Source organism: Rhizobium sp. BK049, assembly GCF_014193135.1.
Lineage (GTDB): Bacteria > Pseudomonadota > Alphaproteobacteria > Rhizobiales > Rhizobiaceae > Rhizobium.
In genome coordinates this window covers 58907-82999 of record NZ_JACHYV010000028.1, presented here as the reverse complement: position 1 = coordinate 82999, position 24093 = coordinate 58907, and the positions used below count along the sequence as shown (strand labels likewise).

Genomic DNA, 24093 nt, shown 5'->3' with positions numbered 1-24093 from the left:
CATGACTGGAATCATGCAGGGTAAGCGCGGCCTCATCATGGGCGTCGCAAACAACCATTCGATTGCCTGGGGGATTTCAAAAGCGCTTGCCGCGCAGGGTGCGGACCTCGCCTTCACCTATCAGGGCGATGCGCTCGGCAAGCGCGTCAGGCCGCTTGCCGCCGAAGTCGGCTCGGATTTCGTGCTGCCTTGCGACGTCGAGGACATCGCTTCGGTCGATGCCGTGGTAGACGCGCTCGGCGAGCGCTGGGGCAAGCTCGATTTTATTGTCCATGCCATCGGATTCTCCGACAAGAACGAGCTGAAGGGCCTCTACGCCGATACGACGCGGGAGAATTTCAGCCGCACCATGGTCATCTCCTGCTTCTCCTTCACCGAGATCGCCAGGCGCTGCGCCCCCTTGATGGAAGGCAGCGGCGCGATGCTGACTTTGACTTATAACGGCTCGACGCGCGTTATTCCGAATTACAACGTCATGGGCGTCGCCAAGGCGGCGCTCGAGGCTTCGGTTCGTTATCTCGCCGCCGACTACGGCCCGCGCGGCATCCGCGTCAATGCGATTTCCGCCGGCCCGATCCGCACGCTTGCCGGCGCCGGCATTTCGGACGCACGCGCGATCCTCTCCTGGAACCAGCGGAACGCGCCGCTGCGCAAGACTGTGACCATCGATCAGGTCGGCAGTTCGGCGCTTTACCTGCTCTCCGACCTCTCCGCCGGGGTCACCGGCGAGATCCATTTCGTCGATGCCGGCTTCAACATCACCTCCATGCCGACGCTCGAAGCGCTGCGCAGGGCAGACGTGGAATAAAGACAGAAAGCCGGGCTTGAAGGCGAGCCCGGCTTTTCTTCAAGACTCATCCTCTAGAGCACCTCCGTTTTTCTTCGAATCACGGAAATGCTCTATCTCTTTGTTTTCACGCAGTTCCGAACGCAAAACCCGCTACACACTTTTGCTGGAATTGCTCTAGGGATGAATGACCTGCCGCAAGATAGCCGCCGAATCCCTGGCGCCCCAGCGGGTCGCAATCTTTCCGTTTTCGACAACGAACCATTCCATTGCTGTGACTTCGTAGCTTTTGCCGGTCGGGTCATGCCCCACGAGACCGCGAAAGAAACCGGAGTAGCGCCCGGTTTCCCGGTAGCGGACCACGACATTCGTTCCCTCCGCGGCGATATCGAGGATCTCGAGATTTATGTTCATGCCCTCGTGAAGCTCGCGCCAGATGGGTTCGACGTCGTCCAGACCACCATACCCCAGAACACCGTAAATCCGCGCATCGGCGGCAAACAGTTCGCGCAGTGCGACCATGTCGAAGCGGTTGAATGCCTCGACATACGCCATGACGAGCGCCTTGTTGGCTTCAGTCTCCATCCCTCTCCCCTGTGATTTCTCCATCTGCAGCAAGTCTAGCAGATCAGCCAATGCGGACAGCTTACTTCTTCGCCCACAGCACCTTGAAGCGCGCATTGCGGCAGGTTTCGCCGCTTTCCTTGAAATTGGCCGCCAGAGCCGGCTCGTAAGGCAGGCCGCGATTGGCGACGAGCATCAGCCGGCCGTTACCGCGAAGGGCGGATGCTGCGGCCTTGATCATCGCCTGGCCGAGCGAAGGCTCGGCGGCGTGGCCCTCATGGAAGGGCGGGTTCATGATGACGAGGTCGTATTTGTCCTTGACCGGCTCGCTCGCCAGATCGTGCCAGAAGAAGCGCACAGGCGCGTTTGGGCAGTTCTCCGCCAGATTGTCTTTGGCGGCCTCCAAGGCGGCGTGGTTGGCCTCGTAGAGGTCAAGGCGGGCAATTCCAGGCGATCTTTGCGCCATCTCGACGGAGAGATAGCCCCACCCCGCGCCGAAATCCGCGACGTCGCCGGCAAAATCCTGCGGCAGGCGCGAAGCGAGCAGTTCCGATCCGGCATCGATCCGGTCGTGCGAGAACATGCCGGCAGCCGCATGGAAGCGATCGTCGACGCGCACCGGCGCCTTCGCCAGCTTGGAGACGATTTCGCCGGTTTCTGCCGGCCGGCCGAACCAGAAGGCCACGCCGTGATATTTCGGCATATGGTCGATGGCGAGGCCGAATCCTTCCATGCGCTTGCGCAGCGGCTGGATGCCGTCTTCCTTGGCGCCGGCAACGACGATCAGGCCGCCGGCCCGCGTGCGGGTGATCGCGGCGGCGAGATTGGCCTCGTTCTCGCCCTTGTGCTTGGTGCAGAGCACGAGTGCTGCGTCATAGTCCTGACCGTCGATCTCAGGTGTGGCTTCGATCCGCTGCGCCAGCAGCTGGCGGTAGAGCGGTCGGAAGCCCTGGACGGCGCTGAGCGCGGCGGCAAAACCTTCCGGCAGCGCAAAGCCAGCCTCGGCGCCGAGGAAGAGCACACGCTCGCCTTCGCCGGGCGCCTTGATTGTGCCGCTGGCAAAGGGGTGGAAAAGGGTCTTCAGCGTTTCGCGGCTCATGGATATCGTCTCATTTAGAATAGAAAAAGGGCGCGGAAGATCCCCGCGCCCGGAATTAAAGCTGGCAGAGGCGGCTTATTCGGCCGCTTCTTCCTTCTTCTTCTCGTTCGGAATCTCCTGGCCGGTGGCCTGGTCGACGACCTTCATCGACAGGCGAACCTTGCCGCGTTCGTCGAAGCCGAGCAGCTTGACCCAGACCTTGTCGCCTTCCTTGACGACATCAGTCGTCTTGGCGACGCGCTCGGAAGCGAGCTGCGAGATATGGACGAGGCCGTCGCGGGCGCCGAAGAAGTTGACGAAAGCGCCAAAGTCGGCGGTCTTGACGACAGTGCCTTCGTAGATCTGGCCAATTTCAGGCTCGGCGACGATCGAGTGGATCCACTTGCGGGCCGCTTCGATCTCCTTGCCGGAAGAGGAGGCGATCTTGACGGTGCCGTCGTCCTCGATGTTGATCTTCGCGCCGGTCTTTTCGACGATTTCGCGGATGACCTTGCCACCGGAGCCGATGACTTCGCGGATCTTGTCGACCGGGATGTTCATGACTTCGATGCGCGGAGCGAATTCGCCAAGCTGGCCGCGGCTTTCGGTGATGGCCTTGGCCATTTCGCCGAGGATATGGGCGCGACCGCCCTTGGCCTGGCCGAGAGCGACCTTCATGATCTCTTCGGTGATGCCGGCGATCTTGATGTCCATCTGCAGCGAAGTGATGCCATCGGCCGTGCCGGCAACCTTGAAGTCCATGTCGCCGAGGTGGTCTTCATCACCGAGAATGTCGGAAAGGACGGCAAAGCGATCGCCCTCGAGGATCAGGCCCATGGCGATACCGGCAACCGGCTTGGCGAGCGGGACGCCTGCATCCATCAGCGCCAGCGACGTGCCGCAGACGGTTGCCATCGACGACGAGCCGTTGGATTCGGTGATCTCGGAAACGACGCGCAGCGTGTAGGGGAACTGCTCAGCCGACGGCAGCATCGGACGGATCGCACGCCATGCGAGCTTGCCGTGGCCGATCTCGCGGCGACCTGGGGAGCCCATGCGCCCGGTCTCACCAACCGAGAAGGGGGGGAAGTTGTAATGGAGCAGGAAGCGCTCCTTGTACATGCCGGTCAGGCTGTCGACATACTGCTCGTCTTCGCCGGTGCCGAGCGTGGCAACCACGATCGCCTGCGTTTCGCCGCGCGTGAAGAGCGCCGAACCGTGCGTGCGCGGCAGAAGGCCGACTTCAGAAACGATCGGACGAACGGTTTCAAGATCGCGGCCGTCGATGCGGCTCTTGGTGTCCAGGATGTTCCAGCGGACGATCTTGGCCTGCAGGTGCTTGAAGATCGCGCCGACTTCCTCGGCCGTATACTTGGCTTCGCCTTCCTCGGGGAGGAAATGCGCCTTGACCTTTGCCTTGACGGCGTCGACGGCGGCGTAGCGATCGGCCTTCTGGGTGATCTTGTAAGCTTCGCGGAGTTCTGCTTCGAAATGCTTCAGCATCTCGCCTTCGAGCTCGGAATAGTCTTCCGGCTGGAAGTCGCGCGGCTCCTTGGCGGCGACTTCGGCGAGTTTGATGATCGCGTCGAGAACCGGCTGGAAGCCCTTGTGGCCGAACATGACGGCGCCGAGCATGACGTCTTCGGGCAGTTCCTTGGCTTCGGACTCGACCATCAGCACGGCGTCGTAGGTGCCGGCGACGACTAGGTCGAGGCTCGACTCATCCATCTCGTCGAGATGCGGGTTGAGAACATATTCGCCATTGATGTAGCCGACGCGCGCGCCGCCGACCGGGCCCATGAAAGGAACGCCGGAAAGCGTCAGCGCCGCCGAAGAGGCGATCATGGACAAGATGTCGGGATTGTTTTCAAGGTCGTGTTGGACGACGGTGACGACGACCTGCGTGTCGTTCTTGTAGCCTTCCGGGAAGAGCGGGCGGATCGGGCGGTCGATCAGGCGGGAAACGAGCGTTTCGTTTTCGCTCGGACGTCCTTCGCGCTTGAAATAGCCGCCGGGAATCTTGCCGGCCGCGTAGGTCTTTTCCTGGTAGTTGACGGTCAGCGGAAAGAAGTCCTGGCCGGGCTTCGGCGCCTTGGCCGAGACGACAGTGGCGAGAACGACGGTCTCGCCGTAAGTGGCGAGAACCGCACCGTCGGCCTGACGGGCGATCTTGCCGGTTTCGAGCTTCAGCGGGCGGCCGGCCCACTCGATTTCCACTGTGTGTGTATCAAACATATCTTGTCCTTCAATGCGGGAGCACGCGCCATCGCCGATATCAGGGCGCAGCGCACAGTCGACCGCAATCAATGTGACGTATCACGGGCAAGACAACGGGAGGCTTTTCATCGGCAGTTTCCCGAACTTGAGAGTTCCTGAGAAACTTGGGCCAAAGCCTTGGAGAGCTTTGGCCGAAAGCATCCGGCAATCCTGCCCCATGACAGGTCAGCGGTTGGTTTGGCAGAACCGGCCCATCCGGGCCTGCCGGTCGTTCCACCGCTTGAGATAGGGCGCGGGTGGAACATTTCATCGGGAGCGTCGTCCCGAAACAGATCCGGCGGACGCTTAAAGCGTCCGCCGGACAATTTTAACGGCGAATACCCAGGCTGTTGATCAGCTTGGAATAGCGGCCTTCATCCTTCTTCTTGAGATAATCAAGAAGCGAGCGGCGGCTCGAAACCATCGTCAGCAGGCCACGGCGGGAATGGTTATCCTTCTTGTGGTCCTTGAAGTGTTCGGTCAGGTTGTTGATGCGTTCGGTCAGGATCGCAACCTGGACTTCCGGAGAACCGGTATCGCCTTCGGCGGTTGCATATTCCTTGATCAGCGCAGCCTTGCGCTCAGCAGTGATCGACATCGGACGTTCCTTTCTATGAGAGGAGAAGAAGTCGCCACAAGCCGGGATGCCGTCCAGCTTTGGCCGTGAATGCGAGCAGGCGAACCTGACGCTGGCGCTGCCTATAAACCAAATCTGCAGCGATGGAAAGAGGGGACCCCCGCAGCCGCTTTCAACGGCCCGCCATGGCGTCCCGGATCATTGCATCATAACCTTCGGGATCCTGCAGCATGGCGAAATGGCTGGCATCCTTCAGGATCACGAGCTTGGCGCCGGGAATCTCCTTGGCCATCAATTCCGTATGATCGAGCTTGACGGCTTCATCGTGATCGCCGATCGCGAGCGTGACGGGAACCGTGATCTTTCCAAGATCGCCGGCCGTCCATGCCGGCTGGGTCTCCCACATGTGGGAGATCTGCGTGACGAAGGCATCGTACTCGTCCGGCGTCGGCGAAAGCTTTCGGTACTGATCGCCGGCGACATCGATGTAGGCTTTGAAGGTCTGGTTTTCCATGACGTCGGCCTTGACGCCGTCGGTCGTGACGTTTGCCGCCTGGGCAATGACGCGGGTCAGCTTTTCCGGATGTTTCATTGCCATGTCGATGCCGATGATGCCGCCGTCCGACCATCCCACCAGCGTCACCTTGCCGATCTTCAGATGGTCGAGAAGGGCCACGTAATCCGATGTCATCAGATCGTAGCCGAAAGCTTGCCCGCTGCGCGTCGAGCGGCCATGGCCGCGGCTGTCGGCGACGATGACCAGGTGATCCCTGGCGAAATCGGCGATCTGGTGACCCCAGACGTCGGCATTTCCAAGGCCGCCATGGATGAAGAGGATCGGCTCGCCTTCACCATATTCGGCATAATACATCTTGATGTCGTTCACATCGGCCACGCCGCTCGTCGTCGCCGCGGGCATCGAAGGAAAGGCCGGCAGCTCGGCCCAGCGCTCGGCGGATTGAGCGCCGGCGATGGTCAGAAACATCGAAAAGAACGTCAGTACTCCGATAGCGGTTGCGCGCATTTTCATCCCCTTGCCGGGCCACCATGGCCCCTCGGGCGCTATGGCCCGAAAGGAAGATATCGCATCGCTAGCGCCTGACAATCGTCAGTGGTAACGGACTCAGGCGAAAACCCGCTTCGGTCGAAACTCGCCCTGGCCGATTTCGCCGATCGCGATCAGCCTGCCGCGTGCCGTCGCATAGGCTTCGCTTTCAGCAATCGGCGCATCGCGGCCGCGCACCAGGATCGGATTGCCCATCTTCAGCCGGTGCGCCTGATCTTCGTTGATGACGAGATGAGGCAGGGCCGACAATGCTTCGCAGGTGTCGATGAGCAGCGCGTCGAGGGCGGCAAGCCGCTCGTCCATATCCTCGATCGCTTCGAGTGCCACCAGGTTTGCGAGCGGCACCATGGCGTCTTCCGAAAAGGGCGCGACAAAGGTGCGCCGCAGCCCTGATATATGGCCGTAGCAGCCGAGCTCGCGGCCGAAATCGCGGGCGAGCGCCCTGACATAGGTGCCCTTGCCGCATTCCACTTCGAAATGCGCGGTATTGGTGTCCGGGCAGGCAAGCAGGGTCAGCCGGAAGATCTCCACCTCGCGCGAGGGGATCTCGACGGCTTCCCCTTCGCGCGCCAGGTCGTATGCGCGTTCACCCCCTATCTTGATGGCGGAAAACTGCGGCGGGACCTGGCTGATCGTGCCGATATACTTTGGCAGGATGTCGCGGATCTGCTGTTCGGTCGGACGCTTGTCGGATGTCTGCGTGACCTCGCCTTCGAGGTCGTCGGTCGCGCGCTCCTCTCCCCAGCTCACCGTGAATTCATAGATCTTGCGGCCGTCCATTACATAGGGAACCGTCTTGGTCGCGTCGCCGAGCGCGATCGGCAGCATGCCGGAGGCGAGCGGATCGAGCGTGCCGGCATGGCCGGCCTTCTGCGCCTTGTAGAGCCACTTGATCTTGGAAACGGCTTCCGTCGAGCCGAAATCCACCGGCTTGTCGAGAATCAGCCAGCCGGAAATCGGCCGGCCCTTGGGTTTGCGTGGTTTGGACATCAGTCTCTTCTATTATTGTTCGTCGTTGTCGCCGTCGAGATCTCGGCTCACCTCGGGCGAACGCAAGAGCTCGTCGATCTTCTTGTAGTTGTCGAAGCTGGTGTCGTCCCGGAAGCGCACCTCCGGCATGTATTTCATCTGCCGAAGCTGCGGCCCGAGCCGGCCGCGGATGAACTTCGCATGGCGGTTCAATGCCTCGATGACGATGCTGTGGTCGGAAACGCCGAGCGGTGTCACATAAGCCGTGGCGATCTTGAGATCGGGCGACATGCGCACTTCGGAGATCGAAATCACGGTCGCCTCGATGATGTCGTCACGCACTTCGCCGCGCTGCAGCACCTGGGTGATCGCGGCGCGGACCTGTTCGCCAACGCGCAGCATGCGCTGCGAAGGCGCGGAGGATGTTGGTCTGGTCATTGTTATCTCTGTTTGCCGATGCGGCTGGGAATCGAACCCGTCAAAGGAGAGCGTCCATGACTCTTTTGGCTGAAAAGGTCAAGCCGGCAGGTAGAAAAGCCACCCGCCGGAGAGCGGATGGCTTTTGTCAAGCTGCTGGAACGCAGAGGATTAGAGCGTGCGCGTGATATGTTCGACGCGGAAGCACTCGATGACGTCGCCGACGCGCATGTCTTCGTAGTTTTCGAAGGCCATGCCGCACTCCTGGCCCATCGGCACTTCGGAGACTTCGTCCTTGAAGCGCTTGAGGGTCTTGAGCTTGCCTTCGTGAACGACGACGTCGTTGCGGATAAGGCGGACGCCCGCCCCGCGCTCGACCTTGCCTTCGACGACACGGCAGCCTGCGACCTTGCCGACCTTGGTGATGTTGAACACCTCCAGGATCTCGGCATTGCCGATGAAGGTCTCGCGCCGTTCCGGCGACAGCAGGCCCGACATCGCTGCCTTTACGTCATCCACGAGGTCGTAGATGATGTTGTAGTAGCGGATCTCGATGCCCTGGCGTTCGGCAAACTGGCGCGCCTGCGCATTGGCGCGAACGTTGAAGCCGATGATGGCCGCGTTCGAGGCTTCGGCGAGCGAAATATCCGACTCCGTGATGCCGCCTGCGCCCGAATGGACGATGCGGGCACGGACCTCGTCGGTTCCGAGCTTTTCCAGCGCGCCGGCAATCGCTTCGATCGAACCCTGCACGTCGCCCTTAATGACGAGCGGGAACTCCTTGATGCCGGTGCTCTGCATCTGCGTCATCATCTGTTCCAGCGAACCGCGCTGTCCCGACTGGCGGGCAGCCGCCTTGTCGCGGGCAAGACGCTGGCGGTATTCCGAGATTTCGCGGGCGCGGCTTTCGCTCTCGACCACGGCGAACTTGTCACCCGCCTGCGGCGTGCCGGAAAGGCCAAGCACTTCGACGGGCATCGCCGGCGGTGCTTCCTTCATATGCTCGCCCTTGTCGTTGACGAGGGCGCGCACACGGCCCCAGACGTCGCCTGCGACGATGATCTGGCCCGGCTTCAGCGTACCGTTCTGAACGAGAACCGTGGCAACCGAGCCGCGGCCGCGGTCGAGCTGGGCTTCGATGACGGTGCCTTCCGCGGTGCGGTTCGGATTGGCCTTGAGGTCAAGGATTTCCGCCTGCAGCAGAACGGCCTCGAGCAGCTTGTCGAGGTTCTTGCCTGTTTTGGCCGACACTTCGACGTCAAGTGTTTCGCCGCCCATCGATTCCACGAAGACTTCGTGCTGCAGAAGCTGGTTGCGCACCTTCTGCGGATCGGCTTCGTGCTTGTCGATCTTGTTGATCGCCACGATGATCGGAACACCGGCTGCCTTGGCGTGATTGATCGATTCGATCGTCTGCGGCATGACGCTGTCGTCAGCTGCCACGACGAGGATCGCGATGTCGGTCGCCTGCGCTCCGCGGGCACGCATCGCCGTGAAGGCGGCGTGGCCGGGGGTGTCGATGAAGGTGATCTTCTGGCCGTTCTGCTCCACCTGATAGGCGCCGATATGCTGCGTGATGCCGCCGGCTTCGCCGGCAACCACGTTGGCATGGCGGATGGCGTCGAGCAGCGAGGTCTTGCCGTGGTCGACGTGGCCCATGATGGTGACGACCGGCGGACGCGAAACGCGGTCGCCTTCAACGTCGGCGATGTCAAAGATGCCGAGTTCGACGTCGGATTCAGAGACACGCTTGACGGTATGGCCGAATTCGCCGGCGATGAGTTCGGCAAGGTCGGCGTCGATGACGTCGCCCGGCTTCATCATCTGGCCTTCTTTCATCAGGTACTTGATGACGTCGACGGCGCGTTCGGACATGCGCTGCGACAGTTCCTGAATGGTGATGGTCTCAGGCAGGACGACTTCGCGGGAAATCTTCTCGCGAGTCTCCTGCATCTGGCTGCGGCGGAACTTCTCCTGCCGGCGGCGCATCGCCGAAAGCGAACGGCTGCGGCCGGCGTCCTCGCCGTCCACATCGGCAGTGGTGATCGTCAGCTTGCCGCGGCGGCGCTCGTCATCCGTCTTCGGACGCGTGGTTACCGGCTTTGCGGGTTCCGGACGGACGATGCGGCCACGGGCCGGACCGCCGCGCGCGGCGCCCCGATCGTCGTCGCCATCATCATCGCGGCGGCCACGGGCGCCGACCGGTGTGGCGGCGCCGGGGGTCGGACGGGCGCCAGCGGGCGCTGCGCCATCAGGCCGGCGGGCAGCCGGAGCCGATGATGCCGGCCGCGGCGTGCTCGGACGGGCTTCGGTCACTGCCGGAGCCGGCGCGGCTGCAGCGGCTGCCGGTTCGGCGGCAGCAGCAGCGGCCGCTTCGGCCTGCCGGGCTGCCTCTTCGGCCGCCCTGCGTGCGGCATCCTCCGCTTCGGCTGCCTTGCGGACAGCCTCTTCGGCGGCGCGGCGTTTTTCTTCCTCGGCGCGGCGGATCGCATCCTGGGCGTCACGCGCCTGGGATTCGGCGAGCGCACGGCGGCGCGCATCCATTTCCTCAGGCGACAGATGGTTCAGCACGACAGGGCGCGGGCGATCGTTCGGACGCGGCTGCTGATAGGACTGCTGCGGACGCTGGTTGGCTTGGCCGCCACCGGGCTGATGAATCCGGGGTGCCGGCGTCGACTGCTGCGGACGCGCCTGAGCAGGTGCCGGCGCCGGTTCGGCTGCGCGAACCGGGGCTGCGGGGGCCGCAGGCGTGATCGGCTTTTCGTCTTCCGGGCGCATCGGGCGCCGCTTGCGGGTCTCGACCACGACCGCCTTGGTGCGACCCCGACCCATATCCTGGCGAACGGTACCCTGGCTCATCCCCGATGGTTTCAGGGTGAGCGTCTTCTTGCCCGTTACGCTGAGTGTCTTGTCGTCGTTACTATCGGTCATTCGTTCCCGTTCCTTCGGACAGGGAGCGATGACTAGATCAGACCCTGTCGTTCAAATACTGTCGATCAATGAGAATGAAACCGGCCGATGCCGGTGACCGCCTCATTGTTTTTGCCGGCCAGCGCCGCCCGCTGCCCGGGACTGACCGCCAATACGGTACTGTTCGAGCATCTTTGCGCGCTTCACTACACCCTCACCCGCCTGCCCTGCAAGCACTGCGGCATGGATAAAAGCATTCTGGGCCATCAGGCCTTCCATTTCGCTCTCCGAGAAGAAACGGTAGGAAGGTATCTCCTCCTCGGTCTCCATTCCGAGGTGCCAGGCCTTGCGGGCCTGGTCGATTTTTCGCACTCCATCATCCGCTGCGTCAGTTGCGTGGAACACCGCAAGGGCTGCTCCACTTCTGACCGCGGCATCCACTTTCGAGGCGCCGCTGACGAACTGGCCGGCCTTGCGCGCCATGTTCATCATCTGCATCAATTGCGCAGCCAGCAGCCGGTCGACGCTTGCGCCGAGATCGTCCGCCGCTTTCACTTCCGCTTTCAGCGCCCGGGCGAACAGCTTTTTCGCCACCGCCCTGTCGACCAGCGACCGGTCGGCCTTCACCCAGCAGCCGCGTCCCGGAAGCTCGCGCTTCAGGTCGGCGACGACGGTTCCGTCGGGAGCCGCGACGAAGCGGATCAGCTCTTCTGGCGATCCGCTTTCGCGCGTCACGATGCACATGCGTCCGTTCACGTCATACCCTGCAAGATCGTCGTCCTCGGGAAGAACGTTCGGCTCATGCGCGGTCATCATGCTTCCTGTTCGGCTTCGGTGACCTCTTCTTCGGTCCCCTTCGCCAGGTCCTCTTCGGTGATCCAGCCAGCCGCGAGGCGGGCCTGGACGATCATTTGCTCGGCCTCGACACGCGAGACGTCGAACTTCGAGAACAGGCCTTCGAACTTCTTCGTTTCGCCGTTCTTGCGTTCGCTCCAGCCGACGAGATCATCGGCCGCACAACCGGCGAAATCCTCGATCGTCTTGATGCCGTCCTCGCCGAGCGCCACCATCATCTGGGCGGTCATGCCGTCGATCTGGCGCAGCTCGTCCTCAACGCCGAGCGCCTTGCGCTTCTCGTCCATCTCGGCTTCGAGACGCTCGAGGAATTCGCGGGCGCGCTGCTGAATTTCCTGCGCGGTCTCTTCGTCGAAACCGTCGATCGAGGAAATCTCGTCGAGATCGACATAGGCCAGTTCTTCGACGGCGGCAAAGCCTTCGGACGCCAGAACCTGGCCGACCATTTCGTCGACGTCGAGCGAATCCATGAACAGGTTGGTGCGCTCGTTGAATTCCTTCTGACGGCGTTCCGATTCCTCGGCCTCCGTCATGATGTCGATATCCCAGCCAGTCAGCTGCGAAGCAAGGCGGACGTTCTGGCCACGGCGGCCGATCGCAAGCGACAGCTGCTCGTCGGGGACGACGACTTCGATGCGCTCGGCGTCCTCGTCGAGAACGACCTTGGCCACTTCCGCCGGCTGCAGGGCGTTGACGACGAAGGTCGCCGGGTCCTGGCTCCAGGGGATGATGTCGATTTTCTCACCCTGGAGTTCGCCGACGACGGCCTGGACGCGCGAGCCGCGCATACCGACGCAGGCGCCGACCGGATCGATCGAACTGTCGTTCGAAATCACTGCGATCTTGGCGCGCGAGCCCGGATCACGGGCGACCGACTTCACCTGGATGATGCCGTCATAGATCTCAGGCACTTCCATGGTGAAGAGCTTCACCATGAACTGCGGATGCGTGCGCGACAGGAAAATCTGCGGACCACGCTGCTCCCGACGAACATCATATACGTATGCACGCACGCGATCGCCATAGCGCACGTTCTCCCGCGGGATCATTTCGTCGCGGCGGATGATGCCTTCGCCACGGCCGAGATCGACGATGACGTTGCCGTATTCGACGCGCTTGACGGTGCCGTTGACGATTTCGCCGACGCGATCCTTGAATTCGTCGAACTGGCGGTCGCGCTCGGCTTCACGCACCTTCTGCACGATCACCTGCTTGGCGGATTGTGCGGCGATGCGGCCGAAATCCATCGGCGGCAGCGGATCGGCGATGAAATCGCCGAGGGCTGCGTCCGGATTGCGGTCGCGGGCAAGCTCCAGCGGAATCTGCGTCGAATAATCCTCGGCCTTGTCGACCACTTCGAGCAGGCGCTGCAGACGGATTTCACCGGTCTTCGGATTGATGTCGGCCCGGATGTTGGATTCGGTGCCGTAACGGGAGCGCGCCGCCTTCTGGATGGCATCGGCCATTGCGGCAAGCACGATCTCCCGGTCGATGACTTTTTCGCGCGCCACTGCATCTGCGATCTGCAGAAGTTCGAGCCGGTTCGCACTGACTGCCATTGTCTTGTTTCTCCGTCTTTACTCCAGGGTTCCCGTCCCTGGGAGCGGTCTGTTGATCGGTTATTCCTGGTCGTCTGCTTCGTTCTGGTTGGCGGCCTGCGCTTTCGCCAGCTTGTCGGCGCGCAGCGCATCGCGGATCAGATCGTCGGTCAGAATGAGCTTCGCATCGCTAAGCGCCGTGAAGGGAATGATGACCTTCTGCTCTTCCCCGTAGGCGACCTGGTCACGCTCGAGCGTGAATCCATCGGCGTCTGCTTCGACGATCTTGCCGCGGAAGCGTTTGCGGTTGCCGATCATGATCGACGTTTCGCACTTTACAAGGTGGCCTTGCCAGCGGACGAAATCGGATTTCCGCACCATCGGACGGTCGATGCCGGGCGAAGACACCTCGAGATGATACTCTTTATCGATCGGATCTTCCACATCGAGGACTGGAGAAATCGCCATCGAGACTTCTTCGCAGTCCTGAACCGTCATCGTGCCGTCATTGCGCTCGGCCATCACCTGCATCGTCGCGCCGTTCTGGTTCAGCATGCGCACGCGGATGAGCCGGAAACCCATGCCGACGAGAACGGGTTCGATGATATCGGCAAGACGCTGGTCGAGCCCGGTTTCGGTAATCAGCCGCGGCTCAAGTTCGTTGTCTGCGTTGGTCATGTCCGACAAGCGGCGCTCCTCGCAATTTCAAGCTGTTCGGGCGATCGAGCTAATAAAAAAGAGCGGGTCCTTGCGGCCCACTCTTCATCAAGCGATCAAGAATTTGAGAGCCATATAGTCGGGTTTTTCCGAAATTGCAAGTTCTGCGACCGATTCCGCCAAATCGCTTCCGGCAAGGCGAACGAGCCTATGGCCAGCGAAGGTCTTGCGCATATATTGCCGGTGGGTCTCAAAAACAAAAGCGGGAGAAATCGTGGCCTACACCTCAGCGACATTGGCGCCCTTGCGGCACGATACCTATCGGGCCATCTGGTTTGCCAGCCTTTCCTCGAATTTCGGCGGCCTGATCCAGGCGGTGGGTGCTGCCTGGATGATGACGACCATCACCGCTTCGGAGGATATGGTCGCGTTGGTTCAGACCTCGACGGCGCTGCCGATCATGCTGTTTTCCCTGGTATCGGGCGCGCTCGCCGATAATTACGACCGACGCCGGGTCATGCTGACGGCGCAGTGCATGATGCTTGTGGTGTCGGCGCTGCTGACCGCATCAGCCCTTCTCGGCTGGATAACGCCCTGGCTGTTGCTCTTCTTCACCTTCCTGATCGGCTGCGGCACTGCGCTCAACAACCCTTCATGGCAGGCCTCCGTCGGCGACATGGTGCCGCGCGCCGATCTGCCGGGCGCCGTCACGCTGAACAGCATGGGCTTTAATATCACCCGCAGCGTCGGCCCGGCGATCGGCGGCGCCATCGTGGCGGCGGCGGGTGCTGCCGCGGCGTTCGCGGTCAACACCCTGAGTTACCTCCCATTGATCTACGCTTTGCTGCGCTGGCGGCCGAGCACACCGGTCTCGACTCTGCCGCGTGAGGCGCTCGGCAGCGCGATCTTTGCCGGCTTGCGCTACGTCTCGATGTCGCCCAATCTCGAAAAGGTTCTGGTCAGGGGCCTTATATTCGGTGTCGGCGCCAGCTCCATCCTGGCGCTGCTGCCGATCGTCGCGCTCGATCTCGTCGCCGGCGGTCCGCTGACCTATGGCTTCATGCTCGGCGCCTTCGGTATTGGCGCGATCGGCGGTGCGGTGCTGAGTGCAAGAATTCGCCAGGCGCTGTCCAGCGAGACGATCGTCCGCCTCGCCTTTGCCGGCTTTGCGCTGAGCGCCGTCATCGCCGCCATCAGTCCGAGCGCCGTCCTCACATCAGCCGGGCTGCTCATTTCGGGCGCCTGTTGGGTCTCCGCACTTTCGCTCTTCAACACCATCGTCCAACTGTCGACGCCGCGCTGGGTGGTCGGGCGCGCGCTGTCGCTCTATCAGACCGTCACCTTCGGCGGCATTGCCGGTGGCAGTTGGCTCTGGGGTGTTACGGCGGACCGCTATGGGGTCGCCGATGCGCTGCTGATGGCGTCGGTCGTACTGCTGCTCGGCATTGCGATCGGGCTGCGGTTTTCGATGCCGGCCTTCGCCTCGCTCAATCTCGATCCGCTGAACCGCTTCACCGCGCCGGCCTTAAGCCTCGACATCACCCCGCGCAGCGGCCCGATCGTCATTCAGGTCGATTACGAGATCGCCGACGACGATCTGGCGGAATTCATGGCGCTGATGGGCGAGCGCCGCCGCATCCGCATCCGCGACGGCGCCCGGCATTGGGCGCTGATGCGCGATCTCGAAAATCCTGGCCTCTGGACGGAAAGCTACCATACGCCGACCTGGGTCGAGTACATAAGACACAACCAGCGGCGCACGCAGGCCGATGCTGAAAACATCGACAGGCTGCGCGCGCTCCATTGCGGCGACGGTCCGCCCCATGTCCACCGCATGATCGAGCGCCAGGCCATCCCGCCAGGCGATGATGTCTTCCACAAGGCGCCGATCGATCTGCATCATTGAGAGCAGCCATGTACAGTTTCAGGCTCGCCCGTCTATCCGATCTCGCAGCCATCGTAAGGCTTCTCGCCGATGACGATCTCGGCGCCGCCAGGGAAATCGTCTCCGATCCCGTCGATGCGCGTTATCTTTCGGCCTTCGCGGCGATCGAGGCGGACGCCAACCAGTTGCTGGCTGTCGTAACCGACGCCTCCGACCAGGTCGTCGGCTGCCTGCAGCTGAGCTTTCTTCCCGGCCTCTCCCGGACGGGTATGTGGCGCGGGCAGATCGAAAGCGTGCGTATCGCAAGAGAGTGTCGCGGAGCGGGGCTCGGCGCGCAATTCATCGAATGGGCGGTCGCCCAATGCGTCGAGCGCGGCTGCGGCCTCGTGCAGCTGACATCGGACAAGACACGGAAAGAGTCGATCCGCTTCTACGAGAAGCTCGGTTTCGTCGTCAGCCACGAAGGACTGAAACGCAACCTGTGAATCCGGCTACTTCAGCTTGCCCTTCATGCCGGCTTCGGGAAAGCATGTCGGCTTCATGCCGTTCTTTGCTTGCCACTGGCCGATCGAGCGCCGCGTCTTGTAGCCCGGCAGTCCGTCGGTGCCGCCGACGTCATAACCCTGCCGCTCCAGCGCCTTCTGCATGGCGGCCACATCCGAACGCAGCATCTTGCCGACATCGCCCCATTGGCCCTCGAAGGCGCCGCCGTTCGAGGCGATCCGGTCGGCGAGATTGCCGATATAAAGCGCGTAGAGGTCGGAGTTGTTATACTCCTTGATGATATAGAAATTCGGCGTGACGATGAATTCCGGGCCGTCGCGGCCGGCCGGCACCAGCATCATCCCTTGAGCCTTCATCTCACCTGAGGGAAAGGCCTTGCCGGAGATGCGCTCGATGCCGAGCGAGGCCCAGTGCGAAAGCGGTTTTGCCAGATCAGGCCCCTCCTGCGCGCAGGAGACCGCTTCGGGTATCGACACCTCGAAGCCCCAGTCGCGATCGCGCTGCCAGCCCTTCTTGACCAGATAGTTGGCGATCGAGGCGAGCGTATCCGGCACCGAGGTCCAGATGTTGCGGTGGCCGTCGCCGTCGAAATCCACGGCATATTTCAGATAACTCGTCGGCATGAATTGCGGCTGTCCGAGCGCCCCGGCCCACGAGCCCTTGAAGTCGGCAGGCGTGACGTCGCCGCCGTCGAGAATATGCAGTGCCGCCACCAGCTCGGTTCGGAACATCTCCTTGCGCGTCGACATGAAGGCCTTGGTCGCCAGCACTTCCATCGCCGATTCCGGGATCTTCGCTGCCCCGAAGCCGGTCTCGCGGCCCCAGATGGCAAGCACGATCGAGCCCGGCACGCCATAAGTCTTTTCGATCCGTTTCAGCGTCGAGCCATACTGCGCCGCAAAGCCGCGCCCTGTCGCTGCGAGCTTCTTCAGCCGGTCTTCGTTGAAATAGGGACCGGGCGAGGAAAATTCAGCCTGCGTCTGCTTCTGCTCCTTCGGCGGCGGGAAACCGGGCGGGGCGAGATCCGGCAGGTTCCAGTTCAGCGTGATGCCTGAGAAAGCGGCCTTGAAGGTCTTCTCGGAAACACCGCCCGCTTTTGCTTCAGGCCAGAGGTCGCTCTGCACCCATTTTTGGAATTGTGCCTCGACATCGGCTTTGGAAGGGGCTGCGTGGGAGGTGAGGGGGAGGAGCGCGGCTGTTATGGCGAGCGCGAATATTCGCAGCATATGCAACCCCCTCATATCACCGTCCGCGCCCGCAGCGCCGCCGCCAGCGTGCCCTCATCGAGATAGTCGAGCTCGCCGCCCACAGGCACGCCATGCGCCAATCGCGTAATCTTCACGTCGAGCCCCTGCAATTGGTCGGTAATGTAATGCGCCGTCGTCTGCCCCTCGACGGTGGCGTTGACAGCGATGATCAGTTCCCGGATGCCGCCTTCGCCGATCCGGTCGATCAGTCCGCGAATATTGAGATCGTCGGGCCCGATCCCGTCGAGCGGCGACAGCGTGCCGCCAAGCACGTGATAGGCGGCGTTCATCGCGCCGGCCCGCTCCAGCGCCCAGAGGTCCGAAACGTCCTCGACGACGATGATGACGGATTGATCGCGCTGCGTATCGATGCAGACGGTGCAAGGGTCTGTTGTATCGACATTGCCGCAGCGCGAGCAGATCTTCACCTTGTCATAGGCTTCGCCCATCGCGTTCGACAGTGGCCCGAGCAACTGGTCCTTCTTCTTGATCAGATGCAGTGCTGCCCGGCGCGCCGAGCGCGGCCCGAGGCCCGGCACCTTCGCCAGAAGCTGGATGAGTTTTTCGATTTCGGGGCCGGTGACTCGTTTTGCCATGCGCCGTTCTTAACTGATATGGAACGAAAACGGAATCGCGGAAGGATCGGCCGTCCCATGAAAATCCTGGCGCTGTGCATCGGCAATGCGGAGAAGCTGGCCGGCAAGAGCTACAAGACCGGTACTTTCAAACATGCCGTCAACGGCGCCGTGATGATCGATGCCGAAGGGCTGGTCGGCGATGCCATCTGCAACCGCAAGCATCATGGCGGTGTCGATCAGGCGGTTTATGTCGAGGGATCGCTGACGCTCGACTGGTGGAGCAGGGAGCTTGGCCGGCCGCATGAACCCGGCACCTTTGGCGAAAACATGGTGATCTCAGGCCTCGACAACCGCGACGTCGCCGTCGGCGACCGGTTCATAGCAGGCGATCTTATTCTTGAGGCCACCGCCTGCCGCATTCCCTGCGCCACCTTTGCGGCCAGGATGGCCGATCCGAAATTCGTCAAGCGCTATACGGTGGCCGCCCGCCCCGGCATTTACTGCCGCGTCGTCAGAGTCGGCGTGGTCGAGGCCGGAGTGACGGTCGAGTATCATCCCTTTTCCGGAGAGAGGGTGACGATGCCGGAGCTTATGAAAACATTCGGCCAACGGCTTTCGGAGGCGGACCGGTCGCGATATCTCGCCGCTCCCATTCACTATAAGCTACGGGCGGCGCTAGAAGCGTAGCGTTAAGAACGGCGTTCTGTGGGGATCGCCGGCCCGATAGCCGCATCGGCTATCGGAACTGCAGTCAAAAAGAAGGCCAATTGCCTGCTATCAAAACGGCAGCTTGAAGCCGGGCGGGATCGGCAGACCGGCGGTCAGCGCCTTGGTCTTTTCGGCGGCGAGCGCCTCGGCCTTGTCCTTGGCGTCCTTGTGAGCGGCAACGATCAGGTCCTCGAGGATCTCGACGTCGTCTTCCTTGAACAGCGAGGGGTCGATCTTCAGGCTCTTGAGTTCGCCCTTGCCTGAAATGACGACGGTGACGAGTCCGCCGCCCGCCTTGCCTTCGGCCGTCAGCTCGGCGATCTCCGCCTGCATCTGCTCCATCTTGGCCTGCATTTCCTTGACTTTGCCCATCATGCCCATGATGTCGCGCATCGTCTCGCTCCTTGTTGAAACGTCAAAATTCTATGTCGTCGCCGGGCAGGATGTCACCTTCCTCGGATTCGGCGGCAGCCGGCGGCTTCAACTCGCCTTCCTCCTCCGGTTCGGGCGCCCGCACGCGCACGTCGATAATCTTGGCGCCGGGGAAATGCGCCAGGATTGCCGCGACATCGGGATCCTGACGCGCATCGCTGACGCGCTGTTCCTGCGCCTTGGCCTCTGCCTCCACCATCGTCGGCCCGCCTTCTTCGCGGCTGGTGCTGACGATCCAATGGATTCCGGTCCATTCCTTGAGTTTGACGGCGAGCTCGTTGAGCAGCGTATTCGGCGCGCCTTCGGTGAGGTTCACATCAAGCCGGCCGGGCTCAAGCCGCACCGGCCGCACGAAGTTGCGCACCAGCGCCTTTAATTTGACGTCGCGCTTCTCGGCCGCAAGCTCGACGATATCGGCGATGGAATTGACACGCACGAGGGGCTTCGGAGCCTCTGCGGGCTTTGCCTCGGTACGACCGATATTCTGCGGCTCCGGATTAGGCACGGCGCGCAGCATCGCGGTCGGCCCCGAGGGCTGCGGCCGTGGTGTCGGCTCCGTCGCGCGTGCGGCAACGCTGCTCTGATAGGGAACCCGCGTCCCGTTGCCGCCGCCATTGCCCGAGGGCGAGGAGGGCCGCTGGCCGGCATTGTCGCTTGAGAATTCGGCAAGCCGCCGCGCCGCATCCTCGGGCGCCGGCAGATGCGCCGCGTGCGCGAGCCGGATCAGCACCATTTCGGCTGCACCCGCCGTGCGCGACGAGCCTTCCGCTTCGGGAATGCCCTTCAGCAGCATCTGCCAGATGCGCGACAGCGTCGTCACCGCAACACCCCTAGCGAATTCCGCCGCCTTGGTGCGCTCGATCTCGCTCAGAGAAGGGTCGTTTGCCGCATCGGGCACATATTTCAGTCGCGTCACCAGATGGGTGAAATCGGCAAGATCGGTCAGCACGACCACCGGATTGGCGCCGGCCTCGTACTGGCTCTGGAACTCGCCGAGTGCACCGGCGACATCGCCTTTGACGACTTGCTGAAAGAGATCGACGATCCGGGCGCGGTCGGCAAGGCCGAGCATGCCGCGCACCGCTTCCGCCTGCACGGCGCCTGCGCCATGGGCGATCGCCTGGTCGAGCAGCGACAGGCCGTCGCGGGCAGAGCCTTCGGCGGCGCGCGCGATCATCGCCAGCGCGTCCGGTTCCGCCTCGATGCCCTCCTTGGCTGCTATTGTCGAAAACAGCCCGACGAGATCCGACGCGCTGATGCGACGCAGGTCGAAGCGCTGGCAGCGCGACAGCACGGTGATCGGCACCTTGCGGATCTCGGTGGTGGCGAAGATGAACTTCACATGCTCCGGCGGCTCTTCCAGCGTCTTCAGCAGGCCGTTGAAGGCCTGGGTCGACAGCATGTGCACTTCGTCGATGATATAGACCTTGTAGCGCGCCGAAACCGGCCGGTAGCGCACCTGCTCGATGATTTCTCTTATATCGTCGATGCCGGTATGCGAGGCGGCATCCATTTCGATCACGTCGACATGCCGGCCTTCCATGATCGCCTGGCAATGTTCGCCAGGCACGCGCAGGTCGATCGTCGGCTTGTCGATATCAGCCGTCTTATAATTCAGCGCGCGCGCCAGGATGCGCGCCGTCGTCGTCTTGCCGACGCCGCGCACGCCGGTCAGCATATACGCCTGGGCAATGCGGCCGGTCTCGAAGGCGTTGGTGAGCGTGCGGACCATCGGCTCCTGGCCGACCATCAGGTCCGTGAAATCCTTGGGGCGGTATTTGCGAGCCAGCACCCGGTATCCGGTGCCCGTCGAGGCGGCATCTTTTGATTGTCGCTCGGTATCGCTCATCGCCCTGCTTGTCGCCCGAATTGTCGAGCATTTCGTGGAGAGAAGGTGGGAGGCTGGCACGATGACCCGTGCCGGGCTCGTTAGGGCTGCTTCCTTCCGGACCTGACCCGGTTGGCGAGTGGCTCGTCCACCACCAACCTCCCGGATGCACATATCGGCAATATCGTCATCAAAAGCAAGCCAACATCCAAAAAAACTGCTAGTCCTAGGAAAAGACAGGAGGAATGTCCCTTGGACGGTTTTGTGCTCGACCCCCGGCTGGAAAACGACAGCGTCAGCGTCATGGTCACTGGGCTCTGTGATCTCAGATTATCCAAGGATGCCCGCTGGCCGTGGCTCATTCTGGTCCCGCGCCGGGCTGGAATTACCGAAATCTTCGAGTTGACGCCGCTCGATCAGGTGCTGCTCGCCTTCGAGACGGAGCTTGTCGCCAAGGCCTTGAAAGACATCACCGGCGCGACAAAAATCAATATCGGGGCTCTTGGCAATATCGTCCGCCAGCTTCATGTTCATGTCGTTGCCCGCTTCGAAGGCGACGCCAACTGGCCGGGTCCCGTTTGGGGTTTCGGGCGCGCTGAGCCTTACGAGGACGCAAGGAGAGACGAATTCACAGCAAAGCTGCGGGAAGCCCTTTCATCATGAACCATTCGCTTTTCGATTCGGATGTGCCCCATCCGGAACCCAGCAATCTCACTGCCTTTGCCGCCAACGACCTCAATCGCGATTCAGAACACCGCGACGAACATTCCGTCGAAAGGGCGCTGGCAAAGGACGGTACCCATATCTTCGCATTCGCCCGGGACAAGCTGGTGCTGAAACATGACGGCCAGGTGCTCGATCCGCTGTTCGCCCGTTACGAACTGCAGGAATTGCAGCCGGATTGGGACGAGACTGTGCTGCTCGGCTACCGCAAATCAGGCGAGCCGCGCCTTGCCGTTCCCGTCGGCATCGACGTCGAGGACCTTGCCAGCCAATACAAGCCGGCCGACGGCCGCACGCTGTTTCGCGAGATGCTGATCGACGAAGTCTTGCTCGGCGAATTCGCCCAGGCCGCAAGCCTCATCCGCTGGAATGGCGACAACCGCTTTTGCGGTCGTTGCGGCGCGGCGATGGAGATTCATATCGGCGGCTACAAGCGCGTCTGCACCGCCTGCGAACACATGATCTTCCCTCGAACCGACCCCGTCGTCATCATGCTGACGATCGATGAGCAGCGCGGCCTCTGCCTGCTTGGCCGCAGCCCGCATTTTGCGCCCGGAATGTATTCCTGTCTTGCCGGCTTCGTTGAACCCGGCGAGACCATCGAGAATGCCGTGCGCCGCGAAACGCTGGAGGAATCGGGCATCCGCACCGGCCGCATCCGCTATCATGCCTCGCAGCCCTGGCCGATGCCGCATTCGCTGATGATCGGCTGTTACGCTGAGGCCAAATCGACCGAAATTACGCGCGACGAGACCGAACTCGAGGATTGCCGCTGGTTCACCCGCGAGGAAACAATCGAGATGCTGGAACGCCCGAGTGCGACGGGCAAGGCCTCTCCGCCGAAAGGGGCGATCGCCCACCGCCTGATGCGCGACTGGGCGGAGTGGAAGCGGTAACACCATGCCGGTCGCCCGCTCGGAACGGCTGCTGACGCTGCTGCAGACGCTTCGGCGTTATCGGCGGCCGGTGACCGGAATTGTTCTTGCCCAGGAAACCGGCGTCAGCCTTCGCACGCTCTATCGCGATATTGCCAGCCTGCAGGCCCAGGGCGCGATGATCGAAGGCGAAGCGGGCATCGGCTATGTGCTGAAGCCCGGCTTCATGCTGCCGCCGATGATGTTTTCCGAAGAAGAGCTGGAAGCCTTGGTGCTCGGTTCGCGCTGGGTGGCCCGCGCGGCCGAGCCGCGCCTTGCCGGCGCCGGCGCCGATGCGCTCGCCAAGATCGTCGCCGTGCTGCCGGCCGACATGCGTGACATGGTCGATTCGGCGACACTCTTCGTCGGCCGCAAGCGCCAGGACGAGGACAGGGCCGATGTTTCGGCTATCCGCAAGGCGATCCGTCTGGAGCGCGTGCTCGAACTGCATTACGGCGACGAGCAGGGCCGTATCTCCCGTCGCCGTGTCTGGCCCTTCGCGCTCGGCTATTTCGAGCATGTGCGCATCATCATGGCCTGGTGCGAACTGCGCCAGGATTTCCGCCATTTCCGCACCGATCGCATCATCGACATGGCGGTCCATGAGATGCGTTATCCCCGTCGCCGCACAGCGCTCCTAAAGGAGTGGCGCGAGACGCAGGACGTGCCGCTGGAGACCTGAACGCTGCTGCCATAAACTGTCAGCAGGGAGAGCTATTATCAGTCTCACTTCACTACAGCGCCGCGCGTCTTCGGACGCGCAAGGACGCTGTGACATCCAGGTTTAGCGCGTCGTGCCGATGCGCTTGGGAAGGAGTACTGATGATGGTAACGCCTCCAGTCATTCAACAGGCCGGCGATCGCTTTGCCTCCGACAGCTTTGCCGATATCATTTCGGCCGAAACCTTTGCCGACGTCCGGCAGTCGGCAGGCTCCGGCCTACTGCGCCTGGCTATGAGCTTTTTCCGGATCTCCGAGGGCAACCGCTCGAAACTCGATATCGAAGCCATACCGGATTCCCGCAAGCGCGACCTCGGTTTCATGGATGGGCGCAACCCGCGCCTCCAGGACCGGTTCCCGCTCTAAACATCTGATTGTCCAACTCATCCACTTGCCGAGAACGGGCGTTGCCTTCGCAGCGCCCTTTGTTTCCTCCTGCCATAAATTGGCAGCAGGAGATCTCGCGGACCCAACTTACAGCAACGGGAGAACCGAAATGACCAGCCCCAATCTGATAATTCTCTATGTCAAGGATCCGGCAGAGAGCGCGAGCTTCTACCGGAACCTCCTGAACCGCGAGCCGGCCGTCGAAGCGCCGAATTTCGTCGCCTTCCCGCTCGATGGCGGCTTCACCCTTGGTCTCTGGCGGCGCAGCAAGGTCGAGCCGCAGCCCTCGGCCATCGGCAATCGAGGCGAAGTGGCCTTCATGCTGGCGGGAGAAAATGCCGTCGCCAGGCAATATGATGATTGGCGTCAGCGTGGCCTGCCGATTGCCCAGGAACTGACTGAACTCGATTTCGGCCCGACCTTCGTCGTGCTTGACCCGGACGGGCATCGGCTCCGCGTATGCGAGCCGGATAAATAATGAGCGAGCGCGAGG

General features: G+C 62.3%; 24 protein-coding genes and 1 other RNA gene. 9 read left to right on the top strand and 16 right to left on the bottom strand.

Annotation, left to right across the window (positions count from 1 at the left end):
• The first annotated feature begins 1 nt into the window (after position 1).
• Positions 2-808, top strand: coding sequence for an enoyl-ACP reductase FabI (gene fabI, locus FHT70_RS24940; protein ID WP_183705500.1), 807 nt, complete (start codon positions 2-4; stop codon positions 806-808).
• Between the two features lie 156 nt (positions 809-964).
• Here the strand turns inward: fabI and FHT70_RS24935 are convergent, their stop codons facing one another.
• From FHT70_RS24935 to rimP, 11 genes are all read right to left on the bottom strand, one after another.
• Positions 965-1372: an ester cyclase gene (locus FHT70_RS24935; RefSeq protein ID WP_085857758.1), complete on the bottom strand. Its 408-nt coding sequence runs from the start codon at positions 1370-1372 to the stop codon at positions 965-967.
• Positions 1373-1433: 61 nt separating this feature from the next.
• The gene (locus tag FHT70_RS24930) at positions 1434-2450 is read right to left on the bottom strand and encodes a class I SAM-dependent methyltransferase (protein ID WP_183705498.1); all 1017 of its coding nucleotides are present in this window, start codon (positions 2448-2450) and stop codon (positions 1434-1436) included.
• Between the two features lie 75 nt (positions 2451-2525).
• Positions 2526-4664, bottom strand: coding sequence for a polyribonucleotide nucleotidyltransferase (gene pnp, locus FHT70_RS24925; protein WP_011423507.1), 2139 nt, complete (start codon positions 4662-4664; stop codon positions 2526-2528).
• Positions 4665-5013: 349 nt separating this feature from the next.
• Entirely contained in the window at positions 5014-5283 is a 270-nt protein-coding gene (gene rpsO, locus FHT70_RS24920) for a 30S ribosomal protein S15 (protein ID WP_009997779.1), read from the bottom strand.
• Positions 5284-5434: 151 nt separating this feature from the next.
• Positions 5435-6286 (bottom strand): alpha/beta hydrolase, encoded by an 852-nt coding sequence (locus FHT70_RS24915; RefSeq protein ID WP_097600496.1) that lies wholly within the window; start codon positions 6284-6286, stop codon positions 5435-5437.
• Positions 6287-6385: 99 nt separating this feature from the next.
• Positions 6386-7318, bottom strand: coding sequence for a tRNA pseudouridine(55) synthase TruB (truB, locus tag FHT70_RS24910; protein ID WP_183705496.1), 933 nt, complete (start codon positions 7316-7318; stop codon positions 6386-6388).
• Between the two features lie 12 nt (positions 7319-7330).
• Entirely contained in the window at positions 7331-7735 is a 405-nt protein-coding gene (gene rbfA, locus FHT70_RS24905) for a 30S ribosome-binding factor RbfA (RefSeq protein ID WP_009993666.1), read from the bottom strand.
• A gap of 150 nt (positions 7736-7885) precedes the next feature.
• The gene (gene infB, locus FHT70_RS24900) at positions 7886-10645 is read right to left on the bottom strand and encodes a translation initiation factor IF-2 (protein ID WP_097600455.1); all 2760 of its coding nucleotides are present in this window, start codon (positions 10643-10645) and stop codon (positions 7886-7888) included.
• A 102-nt stretch (positions 10646-10747) separates the two neighbouring features.
• Positions 10748-11440, bottom strand: a complete 693-nt coding sequence (locus FHT70_RS24895) for an RNA-binding protein (protein WP_183705494.1) — start codon at positions 11438-11440, stop codon at positions 10748-10750.
• Positions 11437-13038, bottom strand: coding sequence for a transcription termination factor NusA (gene nusA, locus FHT70_RS24890; protein WP_064800221.1), 1602 nt, complete (start codon positions 13036-13038; stop codon positions 11437-11439). The genes FHT70_RS24895 and nusA overlap by 4 nt, the downstream gene beginning before the upstream one ends.
• 60 nt (positions 13039-13098) lie before the next feature.
• Complete coding sequence (rimP, locus tag FHT70_RS24885) at positions 13099-13704, bottom strand: ribosome maturation factor RimP (RefSeq protein ID WP_041678513.1); 606 nt, start codon at positions 13702-13704, stop codon at positions 13099-13101.
• Between the two features lie 196 nt (positions 13705-13900).
• Between rimP and FHT70_RS24880 the strand changes: the two genes are divergently transcribed.
• Both FHT70_RS24880 and FHT70_RS24875 read left to right on the top strand, forming a co-directional pair.
• Positions 13901-15580, top strand: a complete 1680-nt coding sequence (locus tag FHT70_RS24880) for an MFS transporter (protein WP_183705492.1) — start codon at positions 13901-13903, stop codon at positions 15578-15580.
• Positions 15581-15588: 8 nt separating this feature from the next.
• Positions 15589-16044, top strand: a complete 456-nt coding sequence (locus FHT70_RS24875) for a GNAT family N-acetyltransferase (protein WP_183705490.1) — start codon at positions 15589-15591, stop codon at positions 16042-16044.
• 6 nt (positions 16045-16050) lie between these two features.
• Here the strand turns inward: FHT70_RS24875 and FHT70_RS24870 are convergent, their stop codons facing one another.
• Both FHT70_RS24870 and recR read right to left on the bottom strand, forming a co-directional pair.
• Positions 16051-17289: a lytic murein transglycosylase gene (locus FHT70_RS24870; RefSeq protein WP_183705488.1), complete on the bottom strand. Its 1239-nt coding sequence runs from the start codon at positions 17287-17289 to the stop codon at positions 16051-16053.
• An 11-nt stretch (positions 17290-17300) separates the two neighbouring features.
• Positions 17301-17906 carry a recombination mediator RecR gene (gene recR, locus FHT70_RS24865; protein WP_183705486.1) on the bottom strand — a complete coding sequence of 202 codons (606 nt, stop codon included), beginning with the start codon at positions 17904-17906 and terminating at the stop codon, positions 17301-17303.
• Between the two features lie 57 nt (positions 17907-17963).
• Here recR and FHT70_RS24860 point away from each other — a divergent pair, with 57 nt between their 5' ends.
• Positions 17964-18575 (top strand): MOSC domain-containing protein, encoded by a 612-nt coding sequence (locus FHT70_RS24860; RefSeq protein ID WP_183705484.1) that lies wholly within the window; start codon positions 17964-17966, stop codon positions 18573-18575.
• Between the two features lie 90 nt (positions 18576-18665).
• Here the strand turns inward: FHT70_RS24860 and FHT70_RS24855 are convergent, their stop codons facing one another.
• The 3 genes from FHT70_RS24855 to ffs all read right to left on the bottom strand — a co-directional run bounded on the left by FHT70_RS24855 (position 18666) and on the right by ffs (position 21019).
• A complete protein-coding gene (locus FHT70_RS24855) occupies positions 18666-18989 on the bottom strand; it encodes a YbaB/EbfC family nucleoid-associated protein (protein WP_004676719.1) in 324 nt (107 codons plus the stop codon).
• A gap of 22 nt (positions 18990-19011) precedes the next feature.
• Positions 19012-20877 carry a DNA polymerase III subunit gamma/tau gene (locus FHT70_RS24850; RefSeq protein ID WP_183705482.1) on the bottom strand — a complete coding sequence of 622 codons (1866 nt, stop codon included), beginning with the start codon at positions 20875-20877 and terminating at the stop codon, positions 19012-19014.
• A 45-nt stretch (positions 20878-20922) separates the two neighbouring features.
• An RNA gene (gene ffs, locus FHT70_RS24845) (signal recognition particle sRNA small type) lies at positions 20923-21019 on the bottom strand.
• A gap of 89 nt (positions 21020-21108) precedes the next feature.
• Between ffs and FHT70_RS24840 the strand changes: the two genes are divergently transcribed.
• From FHT70_RS24840 to FHT70_RS24820, 5 genes are all read left to right on the top strand, one after another.
• On the top strand, positions 21109-21519 hold the full coding sequence (locus FHT70_RS24840; protein ID WP_183705480.1) for an HIT family protein: 411 nt from the start codon (positions 21109-21111) through the stop codon (positions 21517-21519).
• Positions 21516-22475, top strand: a complete 960-nt coding sequence (gene nudC / locus FHT70_RS24835) for an NAD(+) diphosphatase (RefSeq protein ID WP_183705478.1) — start codon at positions 21516-21518, stop codon at positions 22473-22475. Before FHT70_RS24840 ends, nudC begins: the two co-directional genes overlap by 4 nt.
• 4 nt (positions 22476-22479) lie before the next feature.
• The gene (locus FHT70_RS24830) at positions 22480-23175 is read left to right on the top strand and encodes a YafY family protein (protein ID WP_183705476.1); all 696 of its coding nucleotides are present in this window, start codon (positions 22480-22482) and stop codon (positions 23173-23175) included.
• 143 nt (positions 23176-23318) lie between these two features.
• On the top strand, positions 23319-23579 hold the full coding sequence (locus FHT70_RS24825; RefSeq protein ID WP_097600495.1) for a hypothetical protein: 261 nt from the start codon (positions 23319-23321) through the stop codon (positions 23577-23579).
• A 130-nt stretch (positions 23580-23709) separates the two neighbouring features.
• Entirely contained in the window at positions 23710-24078 is a 369-nt protein-coding gene (locus tag FHT70_RS24820) for a VOC family protein (protein ID WP_085776525.1), read from the top strand.
• The last annotated feature ends 15 nt before the right edge of the window (positions 24079-24093 follow it).

What these genes read in the sequence shown, in the direction of transcription:
- FHT70_RS24820 (WP_085776525.1), top strand. Translation starts at nt 23,710, where the DNA reads ATGACCAGCCCCAATCTGATAATTCTCTATGTCAAGGATCCGGCAGAG.
- FHT70_RS24870 (WP_183705488.1), bottom strand. Translation starts at nt 17,289, where the DNA reads ATGCTGCGAATATTCGCGCTCGCCATAACAGCCGCGCTCCTCCCCCTC.
- recR (WP_183705486.1), bottom strand. Translation starts at nt 17,906, where the DNA reads ATGGCAAAACGAGTCACCGGCCCCGAAATCGAAAAACTCATCCAGCTT.
- FHT70_RS24930 (WP_183705498.1), bottom strand. Translation starts at nt 2,450, where the DNA reads ATGAGCCGCGAAACGCTGAAGACCCTTTTCCACCCCTTTGCCAGCGGC.
- pnp (WP_011423507.1), bottom strand. Translation starts at nt 4,664, where the DNA reads ATGTTTGATACACACACAGTGGAAATCGAGTGGGCCGGCCGCCCGCTG.
- rpsO (WP_009997779.1), bottom strand. Translation starts at nt 5,283, where the DNA reads ATGTCGATCACTGCTGAGCGCAAGGCTGCGCTGATCAAGGAATATGCA.
- rbfA (WP_009993666.1), bottom strand. Translation starts at nt 7,735, where the DNA reads ATGACCAGACCAACATCCTCCGCGCCTTCGCAGCGCATGCTGCGCGTT.
- infB (WP_097600455.1), bottom strand. Translation starts at nt 10,645, where the DNA reads ATGACCGATAGTAACGACGACAAGACACTCAGCGTAACGGGCAAGAAG.
- FHT70_RS24830 (WP_183705476.1), top strand. Translation starts at nt 22,480, where the DNA reads ATGCCGGTCGCCCGCTCGGAACGGCTGCTGACGCTGCTGCAGACGCTT.
- nudC (WP_183705478.1), top strand. Translation starts at nt 21,516, where the DNA reads ATGAACCATTCGCTTTTCGATTCGGATGTGCCCCATCCGGAACCCAGC.
- truB (WP_183705496.1), bottom strand. Translation starts at nt 7,318, where the DNA reads ATGTCCAAACCACGCAAACCCAAGGGCCGGCCGATTTCCGGCTGGCTG.
- FHT70_RS24875 (WP_183705490.1), top strand. Translation starts at nt 15,589, where the DNA reads ATGTACAGTTTCAGGCTCGCCCGTCTATCCGATCTCGCAGCCATCGTA.
- FHT70_RS24860 (WP_183705484.1), top strand. Translation starts at nt 17,964, where the DNA reads ATGAAAATCCTGGCGCTGTGCATCGGCAATGCGGAGAAGCTGGCCGGC.
- FHT70_RS24850 (WP_183705482.1), bottom strand. Translation starts at nt 20,877, where the DNA reads ATGAGCGATACCGAGCGACAATCAAAAGATGCCGCCTCGACGGGCACC.
- FHT70_RS24855 (WP_004676719.1), bottom strand. Translation starts at nt 18,989, where the DNA reads ATGCGCGACATCATGGGCATGATGGGCAAAGTCAAGGAAATGCAGGCC.
- FHT70_RS24825 (WP_097600495.1), top strand. Translation starts at nt 23,319, where the DNA reads ATGGTAACGCCTCCAGTCATTCAACAGGCCGGCGATCGCTTTGCCTCC.
- FHT70_RS24935 (WP_085857758.1), bottom strand. Translation starts at nt 1,372, where the DNA reads ATGGAGACTGAAGCCAACAAGGCGCTCGTCATGGCGTATGTCGAGGCA.
- FHT70_RS24895 (WP_183705494.1), bottom strand. Translation starts at nt 11,440, where the DNA reads ATGATGACCGCGCATGAGCCGAACGTTCTTCCCGAGGACGACGATCTT.
- fabI (WP_183705500.1), top strand. Translation starts at nt 2, where the DNA reads ATGACTGGAATCATGCAGGGTAAGCGCGGCCTCATCATGGGCGTCGCA.
- FHT70_RS24915 (WP_097600496.1), bottom strand. Translation starts at nt 6,286, where the DNA reads ATGCGCGCAACCGCTATCGGAGTACTGACGTTCTTTTCGATGTTTCTG.
- nusA (WP_064800221.1), bottom strand. Translation starts at nt 13,038, where the DNA reads ATGGCAGTCAGTGCGAACCGGCTCGAACTTCTGCAGATCGCAGATGCA.